The organism is Streptomyces sp. NPDC026515, from assembly GCF_055567595.1.
In genome coordinates this window covers 139,032-145,392 of record NZ_JBVHQD010000022.1, presented here as the reverse complement: position 1 = coordinate 145,392, position 6,361 = coordinate 139,032, and the positions used below count along the sequence as shown (strand labels likewise).

Genomic DNA, 6,361 nt, shown 5'->3' with positions numbered 1-6,361 from the left:
CCCGGGAAAGAGATCACAGGCCGGTCATCAGCCCTCTACACTCACCCAGACCGCCCCTGAACAGGGAAAACGTCAAAGTGCTGCTGGAGTACTAGCCCGAGATCGCCCCGCCCGCTCGTACTGGCCGGGAGCACGGACCGCCTCCCACTCTCCGCATTGTTTCGAAGACCCCGTTTGGCGCACGTCGGTAACGGGGCCTCCGGCATGCCCGCGCCCCTTCCGGGATACCGCTCATGCCGCGCCTCCACTTCGCCCACCCCGATCTGCAGGCCGCCTACGCCTACCTCTGCCCGGCGGCAGCCGACGGCACGGCCGACACCGCCGAAGCCTTCGCCCCGCGAAGGGCTGAACCTCGCCGCCGTACGGCGGCCCACGGCCCGCTCCTACCCGCCGCGGCACCGCCCGAACACGGAGGCCCGCTGCCGCACGGAGCGATTCGGTGGAGTCCTACGCCATGTCCATGCTCAGCCACCCGTTCGAGGGCGGCCCGATGGACGACCGCGTCCTGCCCGCCAGGCCCCGCACCTGCGGATCGCCCAACTGCGCCCCGAGCTCACGTCGTGTCCTCCGCTTGCGCGGAGGCCCGCCCGGAGTCCAACCTTGACATCAACGTGAAGCCAGATCGCCTCAGGAGGCTGTGGTGAGAATCAAGGAACTGTCCGAGCGCACAGGCGTTTCCACTCGCCTGCTGCGCTACTACGAGGAGCAGGGCCTCCTCAGTCCGAGGAGGGAGGAGAACGGCTACCGCTACTACAACGAGTCCCACGATGCGAGGGTCCGGCAGATTCGCAGCCTGCTGGACGCGGGGCTGACGACCGAGATCATTAGGGCCGTGCTGCCCTGCTTGGCCGAGGCGGCGAGCTCGCAGTACCCGGCCCAGGATTTCGTGGCTCGGATTCGGCAAGAGCGCAGCCGCATGGCCGAGCGCCTAGAGTGCCTGACGAGGAACCTGCAGGCCCTGGACGACTACCTGAACGCCATCAGCAAGCAGTGACACCGGGCCGCGGGCCCGTGTCCCGTGAGGGACACCCCATCCACAGCGCGTGGCCAGTGAAATCTCGGGTGGGACCACCGGCGGGCGCAGGCAAGGGCCGACTCGCTGCCACGGCACCACTGAACGACAGACGAAGAGCATCGTCGTTGACACTCCGAGCCAGCCCTGCCCATACTGGTCTGACCACCAGATGAGCTGATATGCCTGATCGAGGAGCAACATGTCCGAGCAGACTTCCGCCAAGACCCCCGTGGATTTCTGGTTCGACCCGTTGTGCGCGTGGGCGTGGATGACCTCGCGGTGGGTTCTGGAGGTCGAGAAGGTCAGGGACATCGAGATCCGCTGGCATGTCATGAGCCTGGCTGTGCTGAACGAGTCGAAGATGGACCAGGCACCGGCTACGCTTCGCGAAACGGGCGCCTCGATGTGGTACCCGGTGCGTGTGGTCACTGCGGCCTGGCAGAAGCACGGCTCCGGCGTCCTCGGACCGCTCTACACCGCGCTCGGCACTCGCATCCACAACGAGGGGATGGGGCTGACGAAGAAGGCGATCTCCGGAGCGCTCGATGAAGTCGGCTTGCCTGCCGACCTCATCGACTACGCCGATCAGGAGGACTTCGAGTTCGAGGCCGAGCTGCGCGCCTCGCACAAGGAAGGCATCGACAAGGTCGGCGAGGAGGTGGGCACCCCCGTGATCGCTGTTCCCGGGGCGGACGGTGAGCAGATCGCCTTCTTCGGTCCGGTCGTCACCCCGGCGCCCCTGGGCGAGGAGGCCGCGAAGCTGTGGGACGGCACGCTCCTCGTCGCCTCCCTGCCGGGCTTCTACGAGTTGAAGCGCACTCGCACCAAGGGACCTGACTTCAGCAACTTGTAGGGACACGAGGGCCGCCGCCTGCAGACCGCCAGCCCGTCGCCACTCCCCGCGTCGGGCTGTTCCCAAGCCGGACTTCGGCACTTTCCCCCCGGAGTGCCGAAGTCCGGCTCTGCCCTGTCTTTGGACCGCTGGCCGAAGGGGCACCCGCAGCTTCACCCAAGGGTGGTCCGCCGAAAGAGGGCGAACGTCACTTGCCGTCGCGCGATTTGACCTCTGCCGACCCGGAAGAGGCCCGTCCACACAGCCCCTCCCGGCTGGACCGGCGCCGACTATCGCACGCCGCCGCAGATGAGTCACGCGCTCGGAAGGCCTCGTCGTGCATCCGGTGACTCTTGAGGAACTCGATGAACGGAACCACACGTCGTGGCCCGCATCGACGGCCTGCCGCCAGGTGCCGCGAACCTCGGTTGTCCTGCCATGTCTGTCCAGGAAGTACGACAGGCGCAGGAGGGGCCTTGCCCGCCTCACAGCACAGAAACCAGGTCTGCGACGGTACGGATCCGCATGCCGGCCGTCGTAGGGCAGTCCGCAGGCGCCTATCGCAGCCAGCCCGGTAGAACAAATACGCAATAATCGCGCATATGATGCCTTTCATCCAGGTTTGACCCCTGATGTCGCGCGACCGGAGAGCGTTAGAGATCTTCGGAGAGCGAGATGATCAACCATGAAGCAGCCAACCACAAAGCAGCGCATGAGCGCCGACCAGGTGCCGGGGTCGCCCGCATCCATCTTCGACGAGACGCTCAGTGCACACGTGACCATCGACGAGCACGGCATCGTGACGGGGTGGAATGCGGGGGCCGAGGCATTGCTGGGGTACTCGCCCACACAGATCATGGGACGGCCTGCGGCTGATCTGCTGGCTGAGAGGATCGGCAAGGGGGAACTGCGGCACCTCGCCCGGCTGCCCAGGTGGAACGGCCGGATCGCCCTACGGCACCGCAGCGGCCACCGCCTGGAGGTCCGTGTCCTGGCGCACAGGAGGGCGGCGGGCGGCGGGCGGCCCGGCAGTTGGTTCCTGGTCTCCGCCCCGAGGGAACCGCTTCCCCGACCCGATGGTCAGGCTCTTGTGGGACTGCACCATGAGCAGGTCGCGGGTTGCTTCATGGCCTTGTTCGATACCGGGCTGCGCCTGTGCCGGGCCAACGAGGCTTACGGCCGTGCATATGGCCTCCATGAGGACGACATGCGCGGACTGCGGCTTCCGGAGTTCATGGACCATCCGACGGCGGCCGAGGTGGAGCGGTCCATGCTGCGGGTGCTGGAGACCGGCGAGCCGAAGGTCATGGAGGTCTACGGGAGGAGCCTCGGTGAGACCCGCGAGCACGCCTGGTCGATCGTCGTCACTCCGCTGAAGAACGAGGCCGGTACTGTTCTGGGCGTAGGCCTGGCCGCTCATGACATGACCGAGCAGTACTGGGCCCGTAAGCGGCTGATGATGCTCGCGGACGCCAGTACTCGTATCGGCAGCACCCTCGACGTGACACAGACGGCCCAGGAACTGGCGGATGTGGTCATCCCGGAATTCGCCGACTTCGTCAGCGTCGACCTGCTGCCTTCCCTCGGGGTGCACGAGCCGAGTCCGGGGACGGTCTCGCCGCACGGTCCCGTCGTGTTGCGGCGCGTCGCCCACAGGTCAGTGAACCCGGGAACCCCCGAGGCGGTCGTCGCCCCGGGGCAGGTGGACTGCTATCCGGAGGGTTCCCCTCCGGTTGAGAGTCTCAGGTCAGGACGCGCTCTGTTGCATCTCGCGACTGACCCAGCGATCACCGAATGGACGGTCGTGGCTCACTCCCGGGCCGCCCGGGTCCACGACTTCGGCATCCACTCGGCGATCACAGTGCCCCTGACCGCCCGCGGTACCACCTTGGGCGTCGTCGTCTTCGTCCGACACCAGCACCCCGAGGTGTTCCGCGAGGACGACCTGCTGCTGGCCGAGGAACTGGCCGCCAGGGCGGCGGTCTGCATCGACAACGCCCGCCGCTTCACGCGTGAACGCGCCACCGCGGTCACCCTGCAGTGCAGCCTGCTGCCACAGGCCCTGCCCGAACAGGCCGCTGTCGAAGTCGCCTCCCGCTACCTTCCGGCCGGTGCCCGGGCAGGGGTGGGCGGGGACTGGTTCGATGTCATCGCTCTGTCCGGCGCCAGGGTCGGCCTGGTCGTCGGCGATGTCGTGGGCCACGGCATCCACGCCTCCGCCACCATGGGCCGGCTGCGCACCGCCGTGCTCACCCTCGCCGACATCGACCTGCCCCCCGACGAGCTGCTCACTCATCTCGACGACATCGTCGCCCGCCTGACCACTGAAGCGAAAGATACCCAGCCGCCGCGTCTCGAGGCGCAGGTCGGGGCGGAAGCCACCGGAGATATCGGCGCGACCTGCCTGTATGCCGTGTACGACCCGGTGTCCCGTCACTGCACGATCGCCCTCGCCGGACACCCGGCACCAGCCCTGGTCACCCCCGACGGCACCGTGAAACTCCTCGACCTGCCCGTCGGGCCCCCACTGGGTCTGGGTGGACTCCCCTTCGAGGCGACCGACATCGAACTGCCTGCGGGCAGCCTCCTCGCCTTTTACACCGACGGGCTGATCGAATCCCGCGAGCGGGACGTCGACCTCAGCCTGTCCCTGTTCCGCCAGGCCCTTACCCATCCCCCCGCCTCCCTGAACGACCTGTGCGACGCCGTACTGGCCGTCATGCTGCCCGGCCGGCCGGCCGACGACGTCGCTCTGCTCATCGCCCGTACAAAAGCGCTGGACGCCGACAGGGTCGCGACCTGGGATATACCCGCGGACCCGGTCGCCGTCGCCCAAGCCCGAATGAGTGCTGCAGCCCAACTGGACGCCTGGGAACTGAACGACGCCGGCTTCGTCACCGAACTGGTCGTGAGTGAACTCGTCACCAACGCGATCCGATACGGACAGCCCCCCATACAGCTGCGGCTGATCTACGACGGCGACCTCATCTGCGAGGTCTCCGACGCCAGTGGCACCGCCCCTCACATGCGCCGCGCCCACACCTTCGACGAAGGCGGTCGCGGCCTGCTCCTGGTCGCGCAGCTCACAGCAGCCTGGGGCACCCGCCAGACCGATCAGGGCAAAACCATCTGGGCGAAGCAGACCCTCCCCTCCCCGTGAGCCCAGCGGAAACCGGGGACTCGCTCGCGTTCACACCACGCGGACAACGGACGAAACCCGAGCTTTACCTGGGTGCCCGCGCCCTGGCCTTCCAGGGTGTGCCGCAAACGTCTGTCCGGCCCGCGGCGTTCCCCGGGCCCGGCGAGGCGCCGTGCCGGGTAGGCGCCTGCAGGCACGGCGCCTCACCGCGTTGCCTGAATCTCCCGCCCCCCGGGTATGCGGACGGCACTTCACCGTGCGACGTGTCGCGCCGGACGCCGCGGGCCCCGTCTATCGGGAGGCCATCCGCAGGGCGCCGTCCATGCGGATGGTCTCGCCGTTGAGGTAGTCGTGGTCGACGATCGACAGAGCCAGCTGGGCGTACTCCTCGGGACGGGCCAGGCGGCGCGGGAAGGGCACGCCCGCCGCGAGGCGGCCCCTGTACTCGTCCGACACCGTGGCCAGCATCGGCGTCTCCACGATGCCCGGGGCGATCGTGCACACGCGGATGCCGTACTGCGCCAGGTCCCGGGCGGCGGGCAGGGTCAGGCCGACCACGCCGCCCTTGGAGGACGCGTAGGCGGCCTGGCCGACCTGGCCGTCGTACGCCGCGATGGACGCGGTGTTGACGATGACGCCCCGCTGGCCGTGCTCGTCAGCCTCCGTCGCGGCGATGGTCTCGGCAGCGAGCGCGAGTACGTTGAACGTGCCGATCAGGTTGATCTGGACGACCTTGGCGTACAGAGCGAGGTCGTGCACGCCCTTCTTGCCGAAGATCCGCGCGGACGGGCCGATGCCGGCGCAGCTGACGACCGTGCGCAGCGCGGCACCGGAGCCCGCCGCGACGGCGACGGCGGCGCCCACCTGCCCGGGGTCGGTGACGTCGGCGGACACGTAGGTCACGCCGGGCACCTCGGGCGCCTTGCCGATGCCGTCCTCGAGGTCGAGGGCGAAGACCCGGGCGCCGCGCTGCGCGAGCGCCTTCACGGTGGCCGCGCCGAGGCCGGACGCACCGCCGGTGACGAGGGCTGCGGTGTTGTCGAGCTGCATCATCACTCCTTGCCGAGGACGGTGAGCACACCGCCCCCGTCGCGGTCCAGCGCACGGGAGATGATCATGCGTTGGATCTGGTTGGTTCCTTCGAAGATCTGCATGACCTTGGCCTCGCGCACGTAACGCTCCATGGGAAAGTCAGGGGTGTACTCGTACCCCCCGAGGACCTGCACGGCGTCCGTGGTCACCTTCATGGCGTTGTCCGTCGCCGTGAGCTTGGCTGTCGGCGCTCAGAACGCGCCGTTCGATCACGAACGACTCCTTGTCCGCAAAGACAATCGCTTCCGATCCGCTCCACTTGTCTGGAGCGGCGAGTCCGGAA

At 68.2% G+C, this 6,361-nt stretch carries 4 protein-coding genes and 1 pseudogene; 3 read left to right on the top strand and 2 right to left on the bottom strand.

All coding sequences use genetic code 11. The annotated features are described in order from the left end of the window. Window positions 1-640 precede the first annotated feature (640 nt). The 3 genes from ACZ4O3_RS35960 (at window position 641) to ACZ4O3_RS35950 (ending at window position 5,007) form a co-directional block, all read left to right on the top strand. Window positions 641-994, top strand: coding sequence for a MerR family transcriptional regulator (locus ACZ4O3_RS35960; RefSeq protein ID WP_467726349.1), 354 nt, complete (start codon window positions 641-643; stop codon window positions 992-994). A 220-nt stretch (window positions 995-1,214) separates the two neighbouring features. Continuing rightward, on the top strand, window positions 1,215-1,868 hold the full coding sequence (locus ACZ4O3_RS35955) for a mycothiol-dependent nitroreductase Rv2466c family protein (protein ID WP_384992899.1): 654 nt from the start codon (window positions 1,215-1,217) through the stop codon (window positions 1,866-1,868). 691 nt (window positions 1,869-2,559) lie between these two features. Next, window positions 2,560-5,007 (top strand): SpoIIE family protein phosphatase, encoded by a 2,448-nt coding sequence (locus ACZ4O3_RS35950; RefSeq protein ID WP_467726347.1) that lies wholly within the window; start codon window positions 2,560-2,562, stop codon window positions 5,005-5,007. A 270-nt stretch (window positions 5,008-5,277) separates the two neighbouring features. On the opposite strand, the gene ACZ4O3_RS35945 is transcribed toward ACZ4O3_RS35950, so the two are convergent. After that, a complete protein-coding gene (locus tag ACZ4O3_RS35945) occupies window positions 5,278-6,036 on the bottom strand; it encodes an SDR family NAD(P)-dependent oxidoreductase (protein ID WP_467726362.1) in 759 nt (252 codons plus the stop codon). Window positions 6,037-6,038: 2 nt separating this feature from the next. Then, a pseudogene (locus ACZ4O3_RS35940) lies at window positions 6,039-6,269 on the bottom strand (acyl-CoA dehydrogenase family protein); the annotation flags it as partial. Window positions 6,270-6,361 lie beyond the last annotated feature (92 nt).